Origin of the sequence: Streptantibioticus cattleyicolor NRRL 8057 = DSM 46488 (assembly GCF_000240165.1) — a bacterium.
GTDB lineage: Bacteria > Actinomycetota > Actinomycetes > Streptomycetales > Streptomycetaceae > Streptantibioticus > Streptantibioticus cattleyicolor.
In genome coordinates this window covers 6055260-6076703 of sequence record NC_017586.1, presented here as the reverse complement: position 1 = coordinate 6076703, position 21444 = coordinate 6055260, and the positions used below count along the sequence as shown (strand labels likewise).

Below are 21444 nucleotides of genomic sequence, written 5' to 3'. Positions count from 1 at the left end.
ACCGTGGGGAAGCGCTCCTGGAGCCGGACGCCCCGGTCACCGTGCTCGACGGAGTCGGCGCAGTCGCGAGGCCGGTGAGTGAGGGGAGTGGCCGGGTGCGTTGAGGCGACGTCGCGGGTGCGGGGATGTCAGGAGTGGAGGGCGTCGTGTAGGGCGCGTACTTGGTCGGCCAGGCTGCGTTCGCTGATGCGGGCGGAGGGGAAGAGGAGGTCGAAGCCGTGGACGGCGCCGGGTACTTGGACGAGTTCGGTGGTGACACCGGCGGCGGACAGGCGTGCGGCGTAGTCGCGGCCCTCGTCGCGCAGCGGGTCGATCTCCGCCACGGCGATGTAGGTGGGCGGCAGTGCGCCCAGGTCGGTGGTGCGGATCGGGGAGGCGTAGGGGTCGGGGTGGGTGTCCTTGGCGTAGTACTGCCAGGCCAGTTCCATCGCGCCCCGGTTGAGGACGGGGGTGTCGGTGAACTCGCGCACCGAGGCGGAGGTCAGGCTGCCGTCCACGCCCGGGTAGGTCAGCAGCTGGAAGAGGATGTGCGGGCCTGCCTGGTCGCGGGCGCGCAGCACGGTGGAGGCGGCGATATTGCCGCCGGCGCTGCCGCCGGCCACGGCGATGCGTGCCCGGTCGCCGCCGAGTTCGGCCGGGTTGGCGGCGATCCAGAGCAGGGCGGCGTAGGCGTCGTCGGCCGCGGCGGGGTAGGGGTGTTCGGGGGCGAGGCGGTAGTCGACGGAGACGACGACGGCCCGGGCGTCGCGGGCGTAGCGCAGGGAGCGTCCCTCCTCGGCCTCGGGAGATCCGTAGGTGAAGGCGCCGCCGTGGATGTAGAGGATCATCGGCAGGGCTTCGGTGGTGTCGGGCCGGTAGACGCGCAGCCGCAGGTCTCCGGCGGGGCCGGGGATGTGCAGGTCCCGCACCGTGACCTGGTCGTCGGCGGGGGTGTCGGGGCGGGCGCGCAGGAGTGCGTAGCGCTGGGGGTCGGCAAGGACCGCGTCGAGGCCGTAGACGGGGAAGATGCCGGTGTCGGCGGTCTCCAGCAGGGTCTGGATCTCGGGGTCGACTGCGGGGACGGGCATGGCTGGATGGCCACCTTCCGGGTGCGGACCGGGTCGTGCCCGGTGCTGGTGTGCGGAACTGACCTCAGTCTCTGCCGATCTCCAGCGGCGCAGAAGTGGCCATGGGGCCACCATCTGCAACTATTGGGCCATGACCGTTGCGACACCTCATCATGTGGCCGTTCTCGCCCTCGCGCCGGTGGTGGCCTTCGACCTCAGCATCCCGGCCCAGATGCTGACCGGGGTCGAGACCCGGGCGGGACAGGCGGCCTACGAGGTGCGCACCCTGTCCCCGGACGGCTCGCCGGTGCCGACGGTGAACGGGTACGGCGTCACGCCCCAGGGCGACCTGTCCCTGCTGGAGCACGCCGACACCGTGATCGTCGCGGGGACCCGCTGCCCGGACGTGGTGGAGAAGGGAGCGGTGGACGCCGGTGTCGCGGAGGCGTTGCGTGCGGCCCGGCAGCGCGCCCGGCTGGTGTCCTTGTGCACCGGCTCGTTCGTCCTCGCGGCGGCCGGTCTGCTGGACGGCGGCCGGGCCGCGACCCACTGGCGTTATGCCCAGCAGTTCAGACGGCTCTTCCCCACGGTCGACCTCGACACCAACCCGTTGTACGTCGCCGATCGCGGGATCCTGACCTCGGCGGGCGGTGCGGCGGCCATCGATCTGTGCCTGCACCTGGTCCGGGAGGATCATGGCAGTTCCGTGGCGAACCGCGTGGCCCGGTACAACGTCGTCGCGCCGATGCGGGACGGCGGCCAGGCTCAGTACATCGAGCACCCGGTCCGGGAGGACGCGGGGACCTCGACGGCCGGGGCGCGAGCACTGATGACGGAGCACCTGGACCGGCGGCTCTCCCTCAAGGACCTCGCGGCGCAGTGCCACATGAGCGTGCGGACCTTCACCAGGCGGTTCCGGCAGGAGACCGGGCTCTCCCCCGCCGCCTGGCTCACCTCCGCCCGCCTGAAGCACGCACGCCACCTGCTGGAATCGACCGAACTGCCCGTGGACGACATCGCCGCCAGGGCCGGCCTGGGCAGCGGGACGAACCTACGGCAACACATGCGCGACACCCTGGACACCACCCCCTCCGCCTACCGCAGGGCGTTCCGGTCCTCCCCCACCGCGCATACGCGGTAGGTCCGGGGCCGTACGAGCCGGGCTGCGCGGCATGCGACAGCGCGTGGGCGAGGCGTCTCGACGAGTCCGGACGGTGGCCCGTCGCAAAACTCGCACAGCAGCCGCCGGCGGGCCGCAACCGTCGACGTCCGCCCGGAAGCATCGGAGACGCGCCAACCTCTGCTCCAACGACGGCACTTCGCACAGTTGCGGGAATTGGTCAGCCACTGCGTCGCCCACGGCACCGGCTCGCCAACCGGCTGGTCAAGCCCACGCCCCGGTTCCCGGGGCGGGCGCTGGTGTCCTCCCCGGAGGGCGCGACCGTCGCGGTCGGGACCACCCCCGACGGAGGGGGCTGGGCGAGATGCGACGCCGACTCCGGGGCCCGGCTGCCCGGCGTCTTCCCGCACCGCGTCCAAGAGCGCCGCACCCACGGCCCCCCGGTGGTCCCGCAGCGGACACCCGACGACGGCACCCGCCATCCCTGGCGCCACATCCACGCGACGGTGTCAACTCCGCCTGTCCCGCAGGCCAGATCGGGAAGTCCGTCGCCCGCGTCCAAGCCGCCGCGGGCCCCGGCGCCATCGGCGCTCCTCCGCCTCCGGGACGGCGTCGGTCACGGCATGGCCCCGGGGCCGGCTCCGTCCACAGCCTGGCGGGCCGCAGCGGACAAAGGCGTCGACGGGGCGGACGTCGCTCCGTCGGCGACCCGCAACGCAAGGCCGCCCCGCGAGGCTCGCGGAAGCGGCGCCCAAAGCGGTGACAAAGAGAGGACAAAGAAAGGGGATGGGGTCGGGGGAAGGCGGAGGGGTGGTTCCGGCGCGGGCCGGGTAGGCGGGTGGGGTGTCCGGGGTGGTGAAACCGGCCGGTCGGGCGGGTAGGCGCGGGTGGAAGGCGTTCGTCCGGTGCCGTGGGGGTGCGAGGGGGAGGTGAGCCGCCGCCGGGGGCACCGCGGGCCGGGCGGGGACGGCACGTCGAACACAGGACGGAGGCAGGGTGTAGGGAGCGATCGGGTCGCATACTCTGACCTGGCCGTCTCGTCGACGGCAAGTTCGATTGCGGTATGACGGGAGTGAATGGTGGCCACCTCCGCCTCTGCGGATTCGGGTTCCGCGGACACGGCACGACATCGCCTACGCGCGTGGCTGCTGGATGGCCTGGCCGACATGGCCAAGCAGCATCCAGGACCACACGCGCAGGCCCCCGCGCATCGGGGGCAGCGCTGGTGGAAGGTCATGTGCCTGACCGGTCTGGACTACTTCTCGACGCTGGGGTATCAGCCGGGCATCGCCGCGCTGGCGGCCGGGCTGCTCTCGCCGGTGGCGACGGTGGTGCTGGTGGTGGTGACCCTGATCGGGGCGCTGCCGGTGTACCGGCGGGTGGCCGAGGAGAGCCCGCGGGGCGAGGGCTCGATCGCCATGCTGGAGCGGTTGCTGTCGTTCTGGCAGGGCAAGCTGTTCGTGCTGGTCCTGCTGGGGTTCGCGGCGACCGACTTCCTGATCACGATCACGCTGTCGGCGGCGGACGCGACGGCCCACCTGGTGGAGAACCCGCATCTGACCGGCGCGCTCCATGGTCATCAGGTGCTGATCACGCTGGTGCTGGTGGCGTTGCTCGGCGCGGTCTTCCTGAAGGGGTTCAGTGAGGCCATAGGGCTGGCGTTGGTGCTGGTGGCGGCCTATCTGGTCCTCAACGCGGTCGTCGTGGTCACGGGGTTGTGGCATGTGTTCCAGGCGCCGCGTCTGTTCAACGACTGGACGCACGCGCTCACCGTGCAGCACGGCAACCCGCTGGTGATGGTGGGCGTGGCGCTGGTGGTCTTCCCGAAGCTGGCGCTGGGCCTGTCGGGGTTCGAGACCGGTGTGGCGGTCATGCCGCACATCGAGGGCGAGCCGGGTGACACCGAGGAGCGTCCGGTCGGGCGGATCCGCGGCACCAAGAAGCTGCTCACCACCGCCGCGCTGATCATGTCCGTCTTCCTGGTCACCAGTAGCGTGATCACGACGCTGCTGATCCCGGCGAAGGAGTTCAAGCCCGGTGGTCAGGCCAACGGGCGTGCGCTGGCGTATCTGGCCCACCAGTATCTGGGGTCCGGGTTCGGGAGTGTGTACGACGCTTCGACGATCCTGATCCTGTGGTTCGCGGGCGCGTCGGCCATGGCGGGGCTGCTCAACCTCATGCCGCGCTATCTGCCCCGGTACGGGATGGCGCCGCACTGGGCGCGGGCGGTGCGCCCGATGGTGCTGGTGCTGACGGCGGTCGCGTTCCTGGTGACGTGGCTGTTCAACGCGGACGTGGACGCGCAGGGCGGCGCCTACGCGACCGGTGTGCTGGTGTTGATCACCTCTGCGGCGATCGCGGTGACGATCGCGGCGCGGCGGGCCCGGCAGCGTGGGTGGACGATCGCGTTCGGGGTCATCGCGGTGGTCTTCCTGTACACCACGGCGGTGAACGTGGTGGAGCGGCCGGACGGTGTGAAGATCGGCGCGTGCTTCATCGCGGCGATCATCCTGGTGTCGCTGGCGTCGCGGCTGGCCCGGTCGTTCGAACTGCGGGTGACCAGCGTGGTGCTGGACGACATGGCGGAGCGGTTCGTGCGGGACTGCGCGCACCGGACGATCCGGTTCATCGCCAACGAGCCGGATCGCCGTGATTTCGCCGAGTACCGCGACAAGTTGCGGCAGATCCGCGCCGACAACGACATACCGGCCGAGGACGACCTGGTCTTCGTCGAGGTGACCGTGCGGGACCCGTCGGACTTCGAGGCGGAGTTGCGGGTGCGGGGCGAGGTGCTGCACGGCCGTTACCGGGTGTTGTCGGTGGAGAGTTCCAGCATCCCGAACGCGCTGGGCGCGTTGCTGCTGCACGTGCGGGACATGACGGGACAGCGGCCCCACATCTACTTCGAGTGGACGGAGGGGAACCCGTTCGCGCAGTTCCTGCGGTTCTTCCTGTTCGGGCAGGGTGAGGTGGCTCCGGTCACCCGTGAGGTGCTGCGGGAGGCGGAGCCGGACCGCGGCCGGCGTCCGCGGGTCCACGTGGGCTGAACGGCGGCACGACACGGGGAGGCACCGGTGGCGGCGGGAAGGCATCCGTCCGCCGCCGGTGCCGGGCCACGGCCCTCAGGGCGCCGCCGTGGCGGCCTCCCCGGTCTCCCGTACCGTCACCAGGGGTTCGTCGGCGAGGTAGGGCGGGGCGGGGTCGTACTGGATGTACCGGCGGACGGCGCGGGCGTGGTCGCGGCCGTGGAGGTGGCCGACGAGCCACAGGGCCATGTCGATCCCGGCCGAGACGCCCTGGCTGGTGACCAGGTTGCCGTCGACGACGTAGCGGGCGTCGCGGACCACGGTGATGTCGCCCCTGGCCCGCAGGGTGTCCTCGAAGAGATGGTGGGTCGCGACCCGGTGGCCGCGGGCCGGACCCGCCTCGTGGAGCAGCAGGGCCCCGGTGCACACGCTGGTGGTCCAGGCGGCGGTGGCGGCGGTGGTGCGGATCCAGTCGAGGACGACGGGGTTGGACACTTCACGGCGGGTTCCGTTGCCCCCCGGAACCAGCAGGACGTCCAGCGGAGGGTGGTCGTCCAGGGTGTGGTCCGGCAGGACCCGCATGCCCTTGTTGCAGCGGACGGCGCCGGGGTGTTCGGCGACGAGCAGCGCGGTGTCGGCGTGGTCGCGCAGCATGGCGGAGGCGGTGAACACCTCCCACGGCCCGGCGAAGTCCAGTTCCTCCGCTCCGTCGAAGACCAGCAGTCCGTAGGTGGTCATATGTGCTCCCTGGTGGATCGGAATCGTTCGCGGTAGTCGGAGGGCGCGACGCCGACGTGCCGGTGGAACGCGCGGCGCAGCGTCTCGGCGGTGCCGAAGCCGTACCGGCGTGCGATGGTGTCCATGGGGTGGTCGCTGTCGGCGAGCGCGCGCTTGGCGGCCTCGACGCGTACCCGCTCGACGTAGGTGGCGGGCGGGATGCCGAGTTCGGCGGTGAACCTGCGCTGGAGGTGACGGGGGCTCAGTCCGGCGCGGGAGGCGAGGTCGGGGATGCCGTGGCCGGCGCCGGGGTCGGCGTGGATGGCCGCGACCACGGCACGGATGGGGTCGGTGGCCGGCTGCGTGGACCACAACGCCACGCTGAACTGCGACTGGCTTCCGGGGCGGCGCAGAAACAGCACCATCTCCTGCGCGACGGTGTGGGCGACCTCCCGGCCCAAGTCGTCCTCGACCAGGGCGAGTGCGAGGTCCATCCCGGCCGTCACACCGGCCGACGTCCACACCGGCCCGTCCCGGAGGAAGATCGGATCGCAGTCGACGACCAGTTCGGGGTGGTCCTGGACGAGCTGCTGTTCACGCGCCCAGTGGGTGGTCACCCTGCGTCCTTGGAGGAGACCGGCGGCGGCGAGCAGGAACACCCCGCTGCACACGGAGGTGATCCGGCGGGCGCCGGCCCCGGCGTCGGCGATCCAGCGGGTCAGCGCGGGGTCCTGCCGGGCCTGGTCGACCCCGACGCCGCCCGCCACCACCACGGTGTCGATCCCCGTGGGGTCCACGTCGGCCACGCCGTGGGGGACGTGGACCGAAAGGCCGCTGCCGGACCGGACCGTGCCCGGCCGTGGTGCCGTGATCCGGCAGGAGTACCCGCCGGCCAGCTTGTGGGCGTGCTGGAACACCTCGTACGGGCCGAAGAGGTCGAGGGACTGGAAGCCCTCGAAGATCACGAAGACGATGCGGCGCTGCTCCACCCCTCCACCCTGGAGCCGGCGCCGGAGGGCGTCAACGACACGTGTCCCACGCTTCGCGCCAAGTCCGGGCGGGAGAGCGGGGATTCGACGCAGGCGCCCCTGTCCGTCACGGCAGCACCGTGACTACGGCAACGCCCTCCGTACCGCGTCCACCACCATCGCGCCGGCCTGGGCGAGCGGGGTGGTGCTTCGGGTGGCCCGGCACAGGATGAAGGCGCCTTCCAGCGCGGACAGGGTGGCGACGGCGAGGTCGCGGGCGCGGTCGGCGGGGATGCCGGCGGCGGCCAGGCGGTCGGCGATCGCGGCGATCCAGCTTTCGAAGACGTCGGCGGTGGCCTGCCGCAGCGTCTCGTTGCTGCTTGCCACCTCCAGGGCGATGGTGGCGATCGGGCAGGCGTCGGCGTAGTCGGTGTCGACGAGGGTCTCGGCGGCGCCGGCGAAGGCGTTCTCCAGCGCGGTGACCACGTCGGGCGCCGGGTCGAAGACGGCGTCCACCAGGCGCCCGTACAGCGCGCCCGACCAGCGGACGACCTCCTCGCCCAGTTGTTCCTTGCCACCGGGGAAGAAGTGGTAGAGGGAGCCGAAGGGCGCCTTGGCCTCGGCGACGATCTGCTTGACCCCGGTGCCGGTGTAGCCCTGGCGGCGGAAGAGCGTCGCACCGGCGCTGACGATCCGCTCCTTGGTGTCACCCACGTGGCCTGTCTCCGTCCGATCCCGTCGTCGTGGTCCGTTGCGCCCCTCTCCCATGATAGCTACTCTCTCAGTAGAGCGATCTATCAATTCCGGTCCAGCCTGTAAATCCGTTGGAACGGCGAGTGGATCCAGGAGCGTGAGGCGCCATGCCTGAGATGCGGTTGTCCGGGGGAACGGTCGAGTACGAGGACACCGGCGGCGGTGGTCCGGTGGTCGTGCTGGTCCACGGGCTGGTGATGAACGGGACGGTGTGGCGCAAGGTGGTCGCGGAGCTGCGCGGCGATCACCGGTGCGTGGTGCCGACGTTGCCGTTGGGTGCGCACCGGCTGCCGATGCGTCCGGACTGCGGGCTGTCTCCGCACCGGGTGGCGGAGTTGCTCGCGGAGTTCGTCGAACGGCTCGGGGCCGAGGACGTCACGCTGGTCGGCAACGACATCGGGCTGGCGCAGATGGTCGCCGCGTACCACCCGCGGCACATCGGGCGGTTGGTGCTGACAGCGCAGGAGGCGTTCGACAACTATCCGCCGGGACTGCCCGGCAAGGTGGCGGAGTTGAGCGGCAGGCTTCCGGGTGGTCTGCTGATGATGTCCTGGCTGCTGCGGATCCGCGCGTTCCGCCGGCTGCCGTTCACCTTCGGGTGGATGTCCAAACGCCCGGTGCCCGACGAGGTCTTCGACGGCTGGGTCCGGCCGTTGCGGGATCCGGCGATCCGGCGTGATCTGGGTGCGTTCATGGCCGCGGTCACCCCGGACGTCATGCTGCGGACCGCCGAGGCCCTGCCGTCGTTCGACCGCCCCGCCCTGGTCGTGTGGGCCCCGGAGGACCGGATGAACCCCCGGGAGCACGGCCGCAGGCTGGCGGAACTGCTGCCGCGCGGCCGGCTCGTCGAGATCCCCGACAGCTACATGCTGATCCCGGAGGACCAGCCCGTCCGACTCGCCCGGCACATCGCCGAGTTCACCGGCGCACGCGCCGCCACCGCCGACGCGCCCTGACCGCGCGCAGGCTTCCTCAACGGGGCCGGTGCACCGACAGCCGGAACGACACCGTCACCGTCAGCGGCGTACGCATCCGGGCGACCCGGTCCCGTACCTCCTCGGGCGAGCGGTGGTGGGCCGTCGGTCCCATCAGGACGAGTTGTTCCAGCTGCGCCGCGCTCAGGCTCACCGGGTATTCGCACTCGGCGGCGGTGTGCGGCCCGTCGGGTCGGAAGGCGGACGAGAACGCCCGCTCCAGCCGTGCCTCCTTGGCCGGGTCGACCTCCAGCAACCCCATCGCCTCGCGCGCCTCGGCGAGGTGACGGGGCGTCGGGGTGACGACGGCCAGCACGCCGCCGGGGCGCAGCACGCGGCGGAACTCGGCGGGGTGACGCGGGGCGAACACGTTGAGCAGCAGATCGACCGAGCCGGTGCGCACCGGCAACGGCTGCCACACGTCGGCGACGGCCGCCGCGGCACGCGGATGGGCCCGGGCGGCGCGGCGTACCGCGTACTTGGAGGCGTCGACGCCAAGGCCCACGGCGCCCGGGACGGCGTCCAGCACGGCCGCGAGGTAGTGACCGGTGCCGGTGCCGGCGTCGAGGACGACACCGTCCGCCGGGCACAGCGGGGCCACCGCGCCGGCCAGCCACCGGGCAGCCCGCGTGTAGTGGCCGGCGGCGAGGAACCCGGCGCGGGCCTCGACCATCCCCGCGGTGTCCGCACTCGGCGCCTGCTTGCCGGTGAGCAGACTGACGTACCCCTGGCGCGCGATGTCGAAGGTGTGGCGCCCGGCGCAGCGCAACGAGCGTCCGGCCGGCCCGAGGCCGCCGTGGCACAGCGGACACCACAGCACGTCGAGCAGCGCGGGGCTGAACGCCGGCGGCGGCCCCGGCACATCACCCGTCGGCCCCACGCTCCCCGTGCCGTCCCCGGCGGGGGTGGTCTGCGGCTCGGTACGGGATCGCGGCATCGGTTCTTCCTCGGCAGGCGCGTACGAATGCGGTACGGGGGCGGTGGGGTCGCTGCCACCCTACGTGCACCAGGCAGCGATCCGGGAACACGCTGCTTGCCCAGAGGCGGCGAGGGTGAGCACCAACGGCACGGCGGGCACGGTCCGTTCGGTCGCGGTGAGGACGGATCCGGCGGTGACCACCGGACTCAGGCGTGCGGTCAACTCGACGACGTGCGGGCCGACTTCGGAACCCGCAAGCACCGGCAGCCCGCCTGTCTCCCGGCCGGGCCGATCTCGCCGGTGCCGGCCGGCCCAAGGCCCGCCGCGGCCCGCCGACTCGGCGCAACGCGCGGTGGCGGCAAGGGAGTCGGGCGGGCGCGTGGGGTGAGGCATCGTTTCGCCGGACGGCGATGTGGCGTCAGTCGACGCAGGGGATGCCGCCCATCCGTACCGCGTCGCCGGAGAAGGCGCTCGGTGGGACGGTGGTCGGCGGGGCGGCCGGGGGTCGGGTGGTTGGCGGGGTGGTGGACCGCGGGGTGAAGTCGGCGCCGAGCACGACGCGTACGTGGCCGGCCGGAACGGCGGGGTCGGGGCGGGCCGCGGCGGTGTGCAGCCGGCCGGCGATCTGCCCGGCCGCGGTTGCCGCGCCGGTTCCGTAGGTGACCGTGGTCGCGCTCTGCGCGGGCGCGTTGGAGTAGGTGCCGGGGGTGTAGCCGAGCGCGCCGAGGGCCTTCAGTTCCGCGGCGGCGGCGCCGGTGCGGGAGGAGCCGTTGGCCACGTCGACGGTGGCCGGGGCGGGGGGCTGGGCCGGGGTGGACGCCGCCGGGGTTCCGGGGGTCGCGGCGCCGGCCGGGTCGTGGCCGATCATGGCCTGCACGATCTCCCTGATCCGTGCCGGGTCGACCAGGTTGACGTCCTCGCCCTTGCGCATCGCGAAGCCGGTGATGGGCAGGGTGTGGAACTCCACGTTGCCGCCGGTGAGGTTGGTGGCCTGCTGGGCGAAGTCGAGCACGTCGAAGCCGTGGTCGATCACCAGGTCCTTCTGGACCACCCCGAAGAGCCCCTGGAGCTTGCCGAGGTCGCCGAAGACGCCCTCGGTCTTCAGCTTCTGGGTCACCGAGGAGAGGAACGCCTGCTGTCGGCGGGTGCGGTCCAGGTCGCCGCCGTCGAGGCCGTGGCGCTGCCGTACGAAGGCCAGCGCCTGCCTGGGGTCGAGGTCCTGCGGCCCGGCCGGGAAGTCGGCGCCGGAGTAGGTGTCGTGCACCGCGTGCTTGAGGCACACCCGGATGGGTTGGAGCACCTTGGCGATGTCGTAGAAGCCGAGCAGGTTGACCTCGGCGAAGTGGTCGATCGGCACACCGAGCAGGTGCTGCACGGTGGCCAGGGTGGCTTCCCGGCCCGCTTCCCGGCTGCGGTGTTCCAGGTCGGGGCCGGTGACGCCCTGGGCGGAGAGCTTGTCGTGGCGGACCGTGTAGGCGTTGGCGTACGCCTCCTTGATCTTGTGTTCGCCCTGCGAGGTGCCGTCGCCGTCGAGCGTCTCGACGTAGTCGTCGCGGGGGATGGAGAAGGCGGTGACCCGTCCGCCGCCGGCCGGGATGTGCATCAGGATCAGGGTGTTGGTGTTGTAGTAGCCGATCTCGCTGGACCCGGCGTGCAGTTGGCTCTGCACGAACTCCCTGGGCAGGTCGTTGCCGTCCATGTCCTTGCGCGAGTCGAGCCCGATGAGCAGCAGGTTCACCGAGTTGTCCAGGTGCCTCGGGGCGCCCTTGCCGATCGCGTCGAGCGCGTCGGAGGTGTTGAGGCCGCTGGTCACCCAGTGGTACGCGGTCCAGGAGACGGCGCTGGCGACGAGGACGGCGGCGGAGGCCACGCAGACCGCGGCGCGGGCGGTGACCGCGAGCGGGGAGGAACGGGGCCGGGTCCCGCCCTTGCGGCCGGTCCTGGTGGACCGGGCCCGTTCCGTCCGGCCGTCGTCCGTGGTGTTACGCGTCACCTGTCGCCCCTCGCCCCTCGTTCCCGTCGTACCGCCCGGTGCCGTCCACCGGATCGCTCATCGGTGCCGTCCGCGCCGCGCGGCACGGCCGATCCCGCGTGCCACCAGGACGGCGGCCACGACCATCTCGGCCAGCGCCATCGCCGGGAAGGCGTCCACCCCCCAGCGCACCGCCGCGGTCGTCAGCCGGACACCGGTGTGCAGCGGGGTGGCACCGCCGGCCACTTCGGCGACCGCCGTGAGGACGGCCGCCACCAGGGGTGGTGCGGCGAGCAGGACCCAGGTGGCCGGGCGCCGGGCCGCGACGGCCGCGAGCAGCGCGGCCAGCGCCATGGCGCCGGCCAGTCCCCAGCCGATCCGGTGGCCGAGGACCAGGTCGGCCACGGCTCCGGCCGGCGGCAGGGCCAGGACGAGCGGTGCCGTGCGCGCGGTACGGGTCCGGGCGCCTTGCCGGGCGGCGGGCGCCGACGGCCGTGCCGGGCGGTCCGACTCCCTGGGTTCGGGCACCCCCACGGTGACACCGGCGGGTGCGGCCTCCTTCGGCCACCACTCGGTCTCCTCGCCGGTGGCGTCGGCCCGTTGGCCCGTCATCCGCATCCCTCATCCACTGTCGGCCGCGTCCCTGGCCCGCCGCGGCGACGTGCCGTCGGCGGTTGTTTCCCCCCTGTCCGGATAGACGTTCGCCACCCGGACCAGGTTGCATAGTTGCGCAATATAGCAATCAAAGATGCCGGCGGAGCACGCCGGGAAAGGACGGCTCGAGCGCGCCGGGCGCCGTCGGCGAGAGGGCTCCGAGGACCGCTCTCAGCCCGTCGCCCCGGCCACCCCGGCCGTCAGCTCACGCATGCAGCGGACGACGAGTTCGGCCGGTGAGCCGGGGCCCGCCGGGGGTGCGTCGGTGGCGGCCCAGCTCTCCAGGGCGACCCGGATGGCGGTGGCGGCAGCGGCGGCGAGCAGGCGTATCCGCAGCGGGTCGGCGACCGCGCCGGGGGCGTCGCGCCCGGTCAGCAGCGCGGCCAACTCCCGTTCGCAGTCGTGGTGGACGCGCTGCCACACGCCGGCCAGCCCGGGGTCGGTGAGCAGCCGGCGACTGGTCTCCAGCGCCTCGCGGGCCTGCTCGTCGCGGACGGTCAGCGCCTCGACGGCGGCCTGTTCGAGCGCTTCGGCGATCGGCAGCTCCCGGGCGGTGCGGGCCAGCGACTCCACCCACCGCCGGCCGCCGGTGGCCAGCAGCGGGGCCACCGCCTCCTCCTTGGTGCGGAAGTAGCGGTAGAAGGTGCGCAGCGCGACCCCGGAGGCGCGGGCGATGTCCTCGGCCGTGGTCGCGTCGGCGCCCTGCTCGGCGAAGAGGACGGCGGCGGCGCGCGCGATCTCCATCTGCGTCTCGGCCCGGCGGCGCTCGGTGAGCGAGAGCTGGGCGCCCGCGGGCGGCACTGGGGTCATGGCGCGGAACTCCTGACTGTCGACGGGGCCAGCTTAGGGGTGCCGTCCCGAGGCAGAGTGGCACGACGTGCCATTGAGGCGTAACGTGCCATAGGTGGCGGACCACCGCGTCCGCGCCCCTCACCCCCAGCGGAAACGGAGTCCCACCATGCAGCGCTTCCTCGGACGCAAGGTTCTGATCACCGGTGCCGGATCGGGCATCGGCCAGGCCACCGTCCACCGGATCCTGGCCGAGGGCGGCCGGGTCGTCGCGGCGGACGTCAACACCTCGGGGCTGGCGGCCACCGCCGACCGCGCCACCGCGGACGGCACCGCCGAGCGGCTGACCACCACCGTCCTCGACATCGCCGACGAGGCGGCCGTCCGGGCCGGCACGGCCGCCGCGGTCGAGGACCTCGGCGGTCTGGACGTCCTGGTCAACGCGGCCGGCATCCTGCGCTCGGCGCACACCCACGAGATGACGCTGGACTTCTGGAACACGGTGCTGGCGGTCAACCTGACCGGCACCTTCCTGATGACCCGGGAGGCGCTGCCCGCGCTGCTGGCCGGCGGCGGTGGGGTGATCGTCAACTTCAGCTCCACGTCGGCCTCCTTCGCCCACCCCTACATGGCGGCGTACGCGGCCACCAAGGGCGGCATCCAGTCCTTCACGCACGCGATAGCGCAGGAGTACGCCAAGCAGGGGCTGCGCGCGGTGTGCGTGGCGCCCGGCAGCATCTCCAGCGGTATGACGCACAACCCGGGGCTCCCCGCCGACACCGACCACAGCCTCCTGGCCAAGCTCTCGCCGGCGATCGGCGCCGGGTTCGCCGGGCCGGAGACGGTCGCCGGGGTGATCGCCATGCTCGCCTCCGAGGACGGCGCGTTCATCACCGGCACCGAGATCCGCATCGACGGCGGCACCCACATGTGACCCCAGCCCCACCGCCCGGCCGGTAGTCTCCGCCCCCGCGACCCGGCGTGCCGCACACGGCGGCACGCCGGACACGGCAGGAGGGGACGACCGGCCATGGGGCTCCATCCGGAGATCGAACCGTACGAGCACGGCATGCTCGACACCGGCGACGGCCACCACGTGTACTGGGAGGTGTGCGGCAACCCGGCGGGACGGCCCGCGGTCGTGCTGCACGGCGGACCGGGCTCCGGGTGCACGCCCGCGCACCGGCGCTACTTCGATCCGGCGGTGTACCGGATCGTACTGATGGACCAGCGCGGCTGCGGGCGCAGCACCCCGCACGCCGGGGAGACGACGGCGGCGCTGCGCGACAACACCGCCGATCACCTGATGGGCGATCTGGAGGCGCTGCGGCGGCTGTTGGGGATCGAGCGGTGGCTGGTGTGGGGGGTGTCGTGGGGGTCGGCGCTGGCGTTGCGTTACGCGCAGCGGTTCCCGGAGCGGGTCACGGAGCTGCTCCTCACCGCGCTGGCCACCGGGCGGCAGGCCGAGGTGGATCTGCTGGTGCGCGGGGCGGGCGCGTTCTTCCCGCGGGCGTGGGCCGCGTTCCGGGACGGGGTCCCGCCGGCCGAGCGCGACGGCGACCTGGCCGCCGCGTACGCCCGGCTGCTGGCCGACCCGGATCCGGACGTGCGGGAGAAAGCCGCCCGGGACTGGTGCGCCTGGGAGTCGGCGATGGTCCCCGCACAGCCGCAGCCCCTCCCCCGCTACCTCGACCCGCGGTTCCGGCTCGGCTTCGCGCGGCTGGTGACCCACTACTGGGCCAACGGCCATTGGTTCGGCGAGGACGGGATCGTGCTGAGCCGGGCGGCCGATCTGGCCGGGATCCCGGGCACGGTCGTCCAGGGCGGCCTCGACCTCGGCAACCTGCTGGGCACCCCCTGGCTGCTGACCGCCGCCTGGCCCGGCAGCGAGCTGCGCCTGGTCGACGACGCGGGACACGACTCCGGTGCCTCCGGGGTGACCGACCTGCTGGTGGCCGCGGCGGACCGGTACGCCGCGCGCGGCTGACCCGGGAGCCGGTGCCAACACGCGTTGACACACCTTTGCCCGACGCCTACCGTTGACAACAAGCGTTGGCCAACAAGCGTTGACGAGGAGTCCGCATGGCTGCCTTCCTTGAGGACACGGACGTGATCGTGGTGGGCGCCGGGCCCACCGGGCTGACCCTCGCCGGAGAGCTGGCGGCGGCCGGGGTGCGCACCACGGTGCTGGAGCGCCGCGGCGAGGAGTCCAATCTGACGCGGGCCTTCGCGGTGCACGCCCGCACCCTCGAACTCCTCGACGCGCGCGGGCTCGCCGACGAGCTGATCGCCACCGGCACCCGGGTGCGGCACATCCGGTTCGCCGACGCCGCCCGCCTCGACCTCGGCCGGCTGCCCAGCCGCTTCCCGTACGTCCTGGTCACCCCGCAGTACAACGTGGAACGGGTGCTGCGGCAGCGGGCCGAGAAGGCCGGCGCCCGGCTGGTGACCGGGGCGGAGGTGTGCGACGTGGCCCAGGACGCCTCGGGGGTCGAGGTACGTCTCGCCGACGGCCGCACGGTGCGCGCGTCGTACGCGGTCGGCGCCGACGGGGTGCGCAGCCGGGTGCGCCAGGCGCTCGGGCTGCCGTTCCCGGGCGTCTCGGTGGTGCGCTCGATGATGCTCGCCGACGTGCGGCTGGCCGAGCCGCCCGGCGAGGTGCTGACCGCCGGGGCGGTCGGCGACTGCTTCGCCTTCACCGCCCCGTTCGGCGACGGGTGGTACCGGGTCTTCGCCTGGGACCGGCACGACCAGCGGCCGGACGACGCCCCGGTGGACCCGGCGCAGGTCCGCGACGTACTGCGCCGGGCGCTCGGCAGCGACCTCGGCATGGGCGAGCCGCGCTGGCTGTCGCGGTTCCACAGCGACGAACGCCAGGTGCCGCGTTACCGCACCGGCCGGGTCTTCCTCGCCGGGGACGCCGCGCACACCCACTCCCCCGCCGGCGGCCAGGGGATGAACACCGGCATCCAGGACGCCTTCAACCTCGGCTGGAAGCTGGCCGCCGTGCTCGCCGGGCGGGCGCCCGACGCCCTGTTGGACACCTACCACGGCGAGCGCCATCCGGTCGGCAAACTGGTGCTGCGGTCCAGCGGCGCCCTGGTACGCATGGTGCTGCTGCGCACCGCCCCGCAGCGCGCGGCACGCACGCTGGCCGTGCGGGCGGCCCTGGCGTTCGGCCCGACGGCACGCAAGGTGCTCGGCACGGTCTCCGGCGCCGGGATCGACTACCGGCGCCGCGGATCGCGCGGGGCCCATCCGCTGACGGGCGCGCGGGCGGTGGACGTGGCGCTGGACGGCGCCGGGTCGGGCGGCCCCGGGCGGCTCTACGAGGCGCTGCGGGAGGGCACGTTCGTCCTCCTCGGTCCGGCGACGCGGGCGGACGTGGCGGCGCCGTGGGCGGACCGGGTGCGGTGGGTGACACCGGCGGGCGGGGCGGGCCCGGTGGCGCTGGTGCGTCCGGACGGATACGTGGCGTGGGCGGCGTCGGCGCCGTTCGCGGCCGGGGAGTTGCGCCGGGCGCTGACCCGGTGGTGTGGACCGGTGGCCGAAAACCGCTGATCCGAGGGGGTCGGGGCGTGGTGTTGGGCCGCCGCCGCGGCCGTCGGCCCGTACGGTGGACCCGCGCGTTCATGTTCGTGGACAACCGCGAGAAAGCGAGGGTGTCGATGCCGCAGGGGTCGATCCCGCCGTCGGTGCGGGAGACGTACGGGCCGCAGAACCTCAGTGCCGCGGAGCCGTTCGCCGGTGGCTTCATCAACTTCGGGGACTGGACCGGCATTCCGCTGGACGAGCGGCTCACCCGCGACGACCGGATCCGCAGTCAGCAGAACCTCTACCGCCGGGTGCTGCGCACACTGGAGCCCACCGAGGGCCGCCGGGCGGTGGAGGTCGGCTGCGGGCTCGGCCTCGGGTGCGCGCTGGCCCTGCGGGAGTTCGGGTTCGCCGAGGTGACCGGGGTGGACATCCATCCGCAGCAGTTGGAGCGGGCCCGGCAGGCGACCACCGGGGCGCCGGGGGTGACGCCGGAGCGGCTGACGCTGGTGCGGGGCGCGGCGGAGGACATCCCGTTGCCGAACGCCTCGTTCGACCGGGTCTACTCGGTGGAGGCGGCGCAGCACTTCCGGGATCTGGCGGCCTTCGCCCGCCAGGCGCACCGGGTGCTGGAGCCGGGCGGGCGGCTGACGGTGACCAGTTTCTTCGCCGCCGACGACGCCCCGGCCACCGCTGCCTCGCTCGCCCGGCTGCTGGACAGTTACGCCGAGGGGCTCGATGTGGCCCATTCCATCGGCGGGTTCGAGGCGGCGCTGTCGGCCGCGGGGTTCCGGGACGTCACCACCGACTCCATCGGCGACGCGGTGTGGACCGGGCTCGACCGCTACCTGGAAGGCACCGGGGCGCGCGAGTCGTGGCCGCGCAACTTCCTGCGGGCGTACTCCTCCGGGCTGCTGGACTACCACGTGGTGACGGCGGTCGCCTGAGCGGGACGGACGGGCCCGGCGGCGCACCGGTGCGGTGTGCCGGCCGGGCCCGCGCGTGTCCGCACGCGTACGCGGCTGTGCGACCGCGTCCGGGTGGTCGGCGGCGCGGGGCGCGCCGGGGGTGCGGGGAAGCCGCAGACCATGGCGGCGGGACCGGAAGGGGCGGGGTCCAGGGGGTGGGGATTGGTCCAGTCCCATTGTACGGCTGGTCTAGTCCAAGGTGTTGACCCGGGGATCGACAGCGGGTACCCCTGACGATTGAGAGTTGTCGCGTATATGTCACTACGCGTCACACCCGTCCGGGTCCGCCCCTGACCGCGCCCGGACCGGGGTGGTGCGGCGCGGCCCGCACCTGCCCGCGGGCCGCGCCGCACCACCCGTACCGCTCCTCCGTACCACCTCGACACCGCAGGCACCACGGGAGGACAGCCGTGCAACCACCCCCCACACCGTTCAGACGGCCGGCGCTGAGCGCGCTCGCCGTACTCGCCCTGGTCCTCGGCGCGCTGGCGGCCGTGCTGAACGGGATGGGCAGCGCCCATGCCAGCACCGCACACGACCAGCGCACGACGGTCCCCACCGTCACCACGGGCGGCAAGAAGGTCGCCTACTACGACCAGTGGAGCATCTACCAGAACGCCTTCTACCCCAAGGCCCTGGACACCGAGGGGATCGCGGGCAAACTCGACTACCTCGTCTACGACTTCGAGAACATCGACCCCACCAACCTCACCTGCTTCGAGACGACGAAGGCCACCGACCCCGACCCGGGCGGCGAGTCGGACCCCAACGCCGGTGACGGGGCCGAGGACCAGTTCGCCGACTACCAGAAGACCTTCGACGGCGGCATCAGCGTGGACGGCACCAGCGACACCTGGAACCAGCCGATCGCCGGCAACTTCCACCAGCTCCAGGAGCTGAAGAAGAAGTACCCCAACCTCAAGGTGCTGCTGTCCATCGGCGGCTGGACGTACTCCAAGTACTTCTCCGACGCGGCGGCGAGCGACGCCTCCCGCAAGAAGTTCGTCTCCTCCTGCGTCGACATGTTCATCAAGGGCAACATCCCGGCCTCCGGCGGCTACGGCGGCCCGGGGACGGCCGCCGGGATCTTCGACGGCATCGACATCGACTGGGAGTACCCGGCCTCCTCCGGCGGTCACACCGGCAACCACTACAGCGCGGCCGACACCGCCAACTTCACCGCGCTGCTGGCCGAGTTCCGCTCCGAACTCGACGCCCAGGGTGCCACCGACGGCAAGCACTACGCCCTCGCCGCCGCGCTGCCCGGCGGCCAGGACAAGGTGGCCAAGGTGCAGACCGACCAGATCGGCAAGTACCTCGACTTCGGCGACGTGATGACCTACGACATGCACGGCGCCTGGGACACCACCGGCCCCACCAACTTCCAGGACCCGCTCTACCCCTCGGCGAACGACCCCTCGAACCCGATCCCACCGGGCAGCGAGAAGTACGTCATCGACTCGGTCGTCAAGGCGTACACCCAAGGTGACAGCGCCTACGGCATCCCCGGCGGCTTCCCGGCGTCCAAGGTCAACCTGGGGATCCCGTTCTACTACCGCGGCTGGACGGGCGTCCCGGCCGGATCCAACCACGGCCTGTACCAGAGCGCCACCGGTCCGTCGGCCGGCCACGCGCTCAGCGGCAACGTACCCGGCGTGGCGATGTACAAGGAGCTGACCGGCGTCGTCGACAACCCCTCCGACACCTTCTGGGACCCGACCACCCAGTCGGCCTGGTTCTACGACGGCACCAACTTCTACGGCGGCGAGTCCGACCGTTCCATCCAGGCCCGCGCCGACTACATCCACTGCAACGGCCTGGCCGGCGCCATGATGTTCTCCCTCTACGACCTCGACCCGCAGACCAAGCTCTTCAACGACGTGGTCGACGACGTCAACGGCACCGCCGCCAACTGCTCCGGCGGCGGGACCACCACCGGCGGCACGTCAACGGGCGGGACCACCACGGGCGGCACGACGACCGGTGGCACGACGACCGGTGGCACGACGACGGGCGGGACCACCACCGGGGGAACGACCACCGGCGGGACCACCACCGGCGGCACGACGACGGGCGGCACCACCACCGGCGGCACCACCGGCGGGGGTGACGGCGGCACCGGCGCCGTGGTCAACGGAGACTTCGAATCCGGCAGCCTGTCCCCGTGGAACTGCACCAACGGCTCCGGCACCGTCGTCTCCTCACCGGTGCACTCCGGCGGTCACGCGCTCCAGGCCAACGCCACCAGCTCCGACGACGCGCAGTGCTCGCAGACGATCACCGTGCAGCCCGGACACACCTACACCCTCTCCGGCTGGGTGCAGGGCAGTTACGTCTACCTCGGCGTGACCGGCACCGGTACCTCCGACGCCAGCACCTGGACCCCTGGCACCGGCGGCTCCTACGCCAAGCTCAGCACCTCGTTCACCACCGGTTCGAGCACCACGTCGGTGACCGTGTGGGTGCACGGGTGGTACGGCCAGGGCACGTACTACGCGGACGACATCAGCACCTCCTGACGTAGCGTCAACTCAACACTGCTGCGGGAGGGTTCGCGGCTCGGGGACATCCCTGAGCCGCGAACCAGGGTCGGCTCAGGGATCGTCCCCGATCACAACGCGACGGGACGCCGACAGGATGGCTCGCGGACCGGAAGCTCCGGCCCGAGGACCGTCCGACAGGAGTCCCTTGCCCATGAACACCCGCACCCGCGCCCCGCGTTGCACGGCCCTGGCCGTCGTGACGATGGCCGCGGCCGTCACCGCCGGCGCGATCGTCCCCGCGTCGGCCGCCCTCGCCGCCCGGCCGGCCGCGGCCACCGCGTCCCACGCGCTGCCCGAGCTGGACCCGGCCGCCTTGCGCCACGTGCTCTCGGGGCTGCCCAACGACGACATCACCGGGGCGCTGGTACGGATCACCGGACGGGCCGGCCAGTGGTCGGGGACGGCCGGTGAGGGCGACATCGCCACCGGCGCCCGGGTGGACCGGTCGGGACGGTTCCGGATCGGCAGCGTCTCCAAGATCTTCACCGCCACCGTACTGCTGCAACTCGCCGGTGAGGGCCGCCTCGACCTGCACGCCACCGTCCAGCACTACCTGCCCGGGCTGCTCCCGGCCGGCTACCCGCCGATCGAGGTGGGCCAGTTGCTCAACCACACCAGCGGTCTGCCGGGCCGGGGCGGCGAGCGCCTGTGGGGTGACGGCACCACGCGGTGGTTCGCCGACCACCGCCTCGACTCCTGGACGCCGCGGCAGGTCGTCGCCGAACTGGTCCAGGGCACCCCGATGGACTTCGCCCCCGGCCACGCCCAGGAGTACAACGGCCTCAACACCTTCATCGCCGGACTCGTCGCCGAGCGGGTCACCGGCAGGCCGTTCGCCCGGGAGGTCCACGACCGCATCACCGGGCCGCTCGGCCTCCGCGACACCTACCTGCCCGAGGTCACCGACGCCCGGCTGCCGCGTCCGGCCGCCCACGGCTACCTGACCGTGCCCGAAGGCACCTCGCACCTGACCGACGTCACCGAGCAGTCGGCGTGGCCGTGGGCCGAGGGCGGGATGATCTCCTCCGCGCCCGACCTGGACCACTTCGTCACCGCGCTGTTCAGCGGCCGTCTGCTGCGCCCGGCCCAGCAGCGGCTGCTGTTCACCGTGCCCGACCTGCCCAACTTCGACAACCACAACTGCGAGACCGGCGGCGCCCATCGCGCCTGCCTCAGCATGGGCCTGATGCGCCACACGTTCCCGGACGGCACCGTCGTCTGGGGCAAGACCGGCTCCCGTCCCGGCTTCACCGACGGTGTCTTCGCCACCCGCGACCTCTCGCGCCGACTGGTCTACTGCGTCAACCCCACCGGCCTGACCGGCGCCGAGACCCCCTACGTGCTGCGACTCGTCAGCACCGTCTTCACCAAGTGACGACCGCCATTTCACTCAGGGCAGCACAAAATCACACACGAGCAATCACCCAACAAGGTCAACTCGGCGAAAAGCACGTGCTATTG

At 72.7% G+C, this 21444-nt stretch carries 17 protein-coding genes; 9 read left to right on the top strand and 8 right to left on the bottom strand.

What is annotated here, in order from left to right; genetic code table 11:
- Nucleotides 1-128: 128 nt before the first annotated feature.
- Nucleotides 129-1067: an alpha/beta hydrolase gene (locus SCATT_RS26775; RefSeq protein ID WP_014146359.1), complete on the bottom strand. Its 939-nt coding sequence runs from the start codon at nucleotides 1065-1067 to the stop codon at nucleotides 129-131.
- 130 nt (nucleotides 1068-1197) lie between these two features.
- Between SCATT_RS26775 and SCATT_RS26770 the strand changes: the two genes are divergently transcribed.
- Nucleotides 1198-2187, top strand: a complete 990-nt coding sequence (locus SCATT_RS26770; RefSeq protein ID WP_014628754.1) for a GlxA family transcriptional regulator — start codon at nucleotides 1198-1200, stop codon at nucleotides 2185-2187.
- 1055 nt (nucleotides 2188-3242) lie between these two features.
- Nucleotides 3243-5213, top strand: coding sequence for an APC family permease (locus SCATT_RS26765; protein ID WP_014628752.1), 1971 nt, complete (start codon nucleotides 3243-3245; stop codon nucleotides 5211-5213).
- A 75-nt stretch (nucleotides 5214-5288) separates the two neighbouring features.
- On the opposite strand, the gene SCATT_RS26760 is transcribed toward SCATT_RS26765, so the two are convergent.
- The 3 genes from SCATT_RS26760 to SCATT_RS26750 form a co-directional block, all read right to left on the bottom strand.
- Entirely contained in the window at nucleotides 5289-5930 is a 642-nt protein-coding gene (locus SCATT_RS26760) for a DJ-1/PfpI family protein (protein WP_014146355.1), read from the bottom strand.
- Nucleotides 5927-6898: a GlxA family transcriptional regulator gene (locus tag SCATT_RS26755; RefSeq protein ID WP_014146354.1), complete on the bottom strand. Its 972-nt coding sequence runs from the start codon at nucleotides 6896-6898 to the stop codon at nucleotides 5927-5929. The genes SCATT_RS26760 and SCATT_RS26755 overlap by 4 nt, the downstream gene beginning before the upstream one ends.
- 123 nt (nucleotides 6899-7021) lie before the next feature.
- On the bottom strand, nucleotides 7022-7591 hold the full coding sequence (locus SCATT_RS26750) for a TetR/AcrR family transcriptional regulator (RefSeq protein WP_014146353.1): 570 nt from the start codon (nucleotides 7589-7591) through the stop codon (nucleotides 7022-7024).
- Nucleotides 7592-7737: 146 nt separating this feature from the next.
- Between SCATT_RS26750 and SCATT_RS26745 the strand changes: the two genes are divergently transcribed.
- Nucleotides 7738-8586 (top strand): alpha/beta fold hydrolase, encoded by an 849-nt coding sequence (locus tag SCATT_RS26745; RefSeq protein WP_014146352.1) that lies wholly within the window; start codon nucleotides 7738-7740, stop codon nucleotides 8584-8586.
- Between the two features lie 16 nt (nucleotides 8587-8602).
- Here SCATT_RS26745 and SCATT_RS26740 read toward each other — a convergent pair whose 3' ends face one another.
- The 4 genes from SCATT_RS26740 to SCATT_RS26725 form a co-directional block, all read right to left on the bottom strand.
- Nucleotides 8603-9541: a putative RNA methyltransferase gene (locus SCATT_RS26740; protein ID WP_014146351.1), complete on the bottom strand. Its 939-nt coding sequence runs from the start codon at nucleotides 9539-9541 to the stop codon at nucleotides 8603-8605.
- A gap of 400 nt (nucleotides 9542-9941) precedes the next feature.
- Nucleotides 9942-11516 (bottom strand): LCP family protein, encoded by a 1575-nt coding sequence (locus SCATT_RS26735; RefSeq protein ID WP_014146349.1) that lies wholly within the window; start codon nucleotides 11514-11516, stop codon nucleotides 9942-9944.
- 57 nt (nucleotides 11517-11573) lie between these two features.
- Nucleotides 11574-12107, bottom strand: coding sequence for a DUF6542 domain-containing protein (locus SCATT_RS26730; protein WP_014628750.1), 534 nt, complete (start codon nucleotides 12105-12107; stop codon nucleotides 11574-11576).
- A gap of 213 nt (nucleotides 12108-12320) precedes the next feature.
- Nucleotides 12321-12959 (bottom strand): TetR family transcriptional regulator, encoded by a 639-nt coding sequence (locus tag SCATT_RS26725; protein WP_014146347.1) that lies wholly within the window; start codon nucleotides 12957-12959, stop codon nucleotides 12321-12323.
- A 148-nt stretch (nucleotides 12960-13107) separates the two neighbouring features.
- Between SCATT_RS26725 and SCATT_RS26720 the strand changes: the two genes are divergently transcribed.
- The 6 genes from SCATT_RS26720 to SCATT_RS26695 all read left to right on the top strand — a co-directional run bounded on the left by SCATT_RS26720 (nucleotide 13108) and on the right by SCATT_RS26695 (nucleotide 21358).
- A complete protein-coding gene (locus SCATT_RS26720) occupies nucleotides 13108-13872 on the top strand; it encodes an SDR family NAD(P)-dependent oxidoreductase (RefSeq protein WP_014146346.1) in 765 nt (254 codons plus the stop codon).
- A 96-nt stretch (nucleotides 13873-13968) separates the two neighbouring features.
- On the top strand, nucleotides 13969-14925 hold the full coding sequence (pip, locus tag SCATT_RS26715; RefSeq protein WP_014146345.1) for a prolyl aminopeptidase: 957 nt from the start codon (nucleotides 13969-13971) through the stop codon (nucleotides 14923-14925).
- 95 nt (nucleotides 14926-15020) lie between these two features.
- Nucleotides 15021-16499, top strand: coding sequence for an FAD-dependent monooxygenase (locus SCATT_RS26710; RefSeq protein ID WP_014146344.1), 1479 nt, complete (start codon nucleotides 15021-15023; stop codon nucleotides 16497-16499).
- Between the two features lie 71 nt (nucleotides 16500-16570).
- Complete coding sequence (locus SCATT_RS26705) at nucleotides 16571-17419, top strand: class I SAM-dependent methyltransferase (RefSeq protein ID WP_014146343.1); 849 nt, start codon at nucleotides 16571-16573, stop codon at nucleotides 17417-17419.
- 431 nt (nucleotides 17420-17850) lie between these two features.
- A complete protein-coding gene (locus SCATT_RS26700) occupies nucleotides 17851-19959 on the top strand; it encodes a glycosyl hydrolase family 18 protein (RefSeq protein WP_014146341.1) in 2109 nt (702 codons plus the stop codon).
- A gap of 175 nt (nucleotides 19960-20134) precedes the next feature.
- The gene (locus SCATT_RS26695; protein WP_014146339.1) at nucleotides 20135-21358 is read left to right on the top strand and encodes a serine hydrolase domain-containing protein; all 1224 of its coding nucleotides are present in this window, start codon (nucleotides 20135-20137) and stop codon (nucleotides 21356-21358) included.
- Nucleotides 21359-21444 lie beyond the last annotated feature (86 nt).

Excerpts from the sequence above, each read along its gene's own strand:
- SCATT_RS26775 (WP_014146359.1), bottom strand. The coding sequence starts at position 1,067 with ATGCCCGTCCCCGCAGTCGACCCCGAGATCCAGACCCTGCTGGAGACC.
- SCATT_RS26770 (WP_014628754.1), top strand. The coding sequence starts at position 1,198 with ATGACCGTTGCGACACCTCATCATGTGGCCGTTCTCGCCCTCGCGCCG.
- SCATT_RS26765 (WP_014628752.1), top strand. The coding sequence starts at position 3,243 with ATGGTGGCCACCTCCGCCTCTGCGGATTCGGGTTCCGCGGACACGGCA.
- SCATT_RS26760 (WP_014146355.1), bottom strand. The coding sequence starts at position 5,930 with ATGACCACCTACGGACTGCTGGTCTTCGACGGAGCGGAGGAACTGGAC.
- SCATT_RS26745 (WP_014146352.1), top strand. The coding sequence starts at position 7,738 with ATGCCTGAGATGCGGTTGTCCGGGGGAACGGTCGAGTACGAGGACACC.
- SCATT_RS26740 (WP_014146351.1), bottom strand. The coding sequence starts at position 9,541 with ATGCCGCGATCCCGTACCGAGCCGCAGACCACCCCCGCCGGGGACGGC.
- SCATT_RS26730 (WP_014628750.1), bottom strand. The coding sequence starts at position 12,107 with ATGACGGGCCAACGGGCCGACGCCACCGGCGAGGAGACCGAGTGGTGG.
- SCATT_RS26725 (WP_014146347.1), bottom strand. The coding sequence starts at position 12,959 with ATGACCCCAGTGCCGCCCGCGGGCGCCCAGCTCTCGCTCACCGAGCGC.
- SCATT_RS26720 (WP_014146346.1), top strand. The coding sequence starts at position 13,108 with ATGCAGCGCTTCCTCGGACGCAAGGTTCTGATCACCGGTGCCGGATCG.
- pip (WP_014146345.1), top strand. The coding sequence starts at position 13,969 with ATGGGGCTCCATCCGGAGATCGAACCGTACGAGCACGGCATGCTCGAC.
- SCATT_RS26710 (WP_014146344.1), top strand. The coding sequence starts at position 15,021 with ATGGCTGCCTTCCTTGAGGACACGGACGTGATCGTGGTGGGCGCCGGG.
- SCATT_RS26705 (WP_014146343.1), top strand. The coding sequence starts at position 16,571 with ATGTTCGTGGACAACCGCGAGAAAGCGAGGGTGTCGATGCCGCAGGGG.
- SCATT_RS26695 (WP_014146339.1), top strand. The coding sequence starts at position 20,135 with ATGAACACCCGCACCCGCGCCCCGCGTTGCACGGCCCTGGCCGTCGTG.